We start from the raw sequence: 1,554 nt of genomic DNA, 5'->3' as shown, positions 1-1,554 counted from the left end.
AGCAAGGCACCGGCTCTGGGTTTATCCTCAGCTCCGATGGACGCTTGATTACCAATGCCCACGTTGTAGAAGGCACAGAGGAAGTTAAAGTCACCCTAAAAGACGGTCGCAGCTTTGACGGTCAAGTCGTGGGCACTGACCCAGTCACCGATGTAGCGGTAGTCAAAATTGAAGCCACGGACTTGCCCACAGTCAACTTGGGTAAAGCTGAGAATTTGACCCCAGGAGAATGGGCGATCGCTATTGGTAATCCCCTCGGTTTAGATAATACTGTAACGGTCGGTATCATCAGTGCCTTAGGGCGCTCCAGTTCCCAGGTCGGGGTTCCTGAAAAACGGGTCAGCTTTATCCAAACTGATGCCGCCATTAACCCTGGTAATTCTGGTGGTCCGTTGTTGAATGCCACTGGTGAAGTAGTTGGGATTAACACCGCTATTCGAGCCAATGCCCAAGGCTTAGGGTTTGCTATCCCCGTGGAAACTGCGGAACGGATTGCCAATCAACTATTTTCTAAAGGTAAAGTTGAGCATCCTTACCTAGGCATTCAGATGGTGACCTTGACCCCAGAGTTGAGAGAAAAAATTAATCAAGACCAAGACTTTGACCTGAAAGTCACTCAAGATCATGGGGTTTTAATCGTCCGGGTTGTCCCAGGCTCCCCCGCCCAGAGAGCTGGTTTTAAATCAGGAGATATCATTAAAACCGTTGCGTCGAAACCAGTTAAAAATGCCACTGAGGTTCAGCAGGGTGTGGAAGCCTCTGAAGTTGGCTCCCAGTTAGAGGTGGAAGTGCTTCGTAACGGTAAGACCAAACTAATCGTGGTGCGACCAGGGGCGTTTCCCATGGAAAATTGAAGATAATAGAGGGAGTAGGGAATCGGAACCCACCCCTAACCCCTCCCAGGAGGGGAACGGGAATCGGAACCCACCCCTAACCCCTCCCAGGAGGGGAACGGGAATCGGAACCCACCCCTAACCCCTCCCAGGAGGGGAACGGGAATCGGGAGTCGGGAGTTCGTATTTCGTAGGGTGGGTTAGGCGCGGCCAGGATTTTCAGGGATGACCAATCAGTGTTGCTGCGCGCCGTAACCCACCGTATTCAAATTTAGATCGCAAGTGTGGGCAGTAACTAGGTGGGCAGTAGCTAGCTAAAGGATTAGCAAGCTGAGTTAATCGGTCTGTGTAGTGCCCACCCTACATCTACATCTCTTCACGACTCCCGACTCCCGACTCCCGACTCCCCACTTCCTCTGCTTGTAAAAAATCAACAAACTGTCGTGCTGTTCTACCAGAGAAACCATTGGCTCGGATCGCCCACTGTAAGGCACGACGTCTGATTTCACTAGGCTCAAGGGGGATTTGGGCTAGGGTAGCTAGATGTTGGACAATCTTCAAGTAGGTTTTCTGGTCAGCTTTCTCAAAGGTTAAGGTTAAGCCAAAGCGATCGCTAAACGAAAGTTTCTCGTGAACCGTATCCCAACCATGAACCTCTTCATTGCTAGGACGGGGACGGTCTTCAAAGAATTCTCGAATCAAGTGTCGTCGATTAGAGGTC

General features: G+C 50.8%; 2 protein-coding genes. One reads left to right on the top strand and one right to left on the bottom strand.

Annotated elements, in window-relative coordinates:
- Positions 1–854: HhoA/HhoB/HtrA family serine endopeptidase (locus tag F6K38_RS41605; RefSeq protein ID WP_287360690.1), on the top strand; the 854-nt coding region annotated here is incomplete at its 5' end.
- A gap of 345 nt (positions 855–1,199) precedes the next feature.
- Here F6K38_RS41605 and F6K38_RS41600 read toward each other — a convergent pair.
- Positions 1,200–1,554: DUF815 domain-containing protein (locus F6K38_RS41600; RefSeq protein WP_287360688.1), on the bottom strand; the 355-nt coding region annotated here is incomplete at its 5' end.

Origin of the sequence: Moorena sp. SIO3B2 (assembly GCF_010692525.1) — a bacterium.
Lineage (GTDB): Bacteria > Cyanobacteriota > Cyanobacteriia > Cyanobacteriales > Coleofasciculaceae > Moorena > Moorena producens.
The sequence above is the reverse complement of the archived record's forward strand: the minus strand, read 5'-3'. Positions and strand labels throughout refer to the sequence as shown.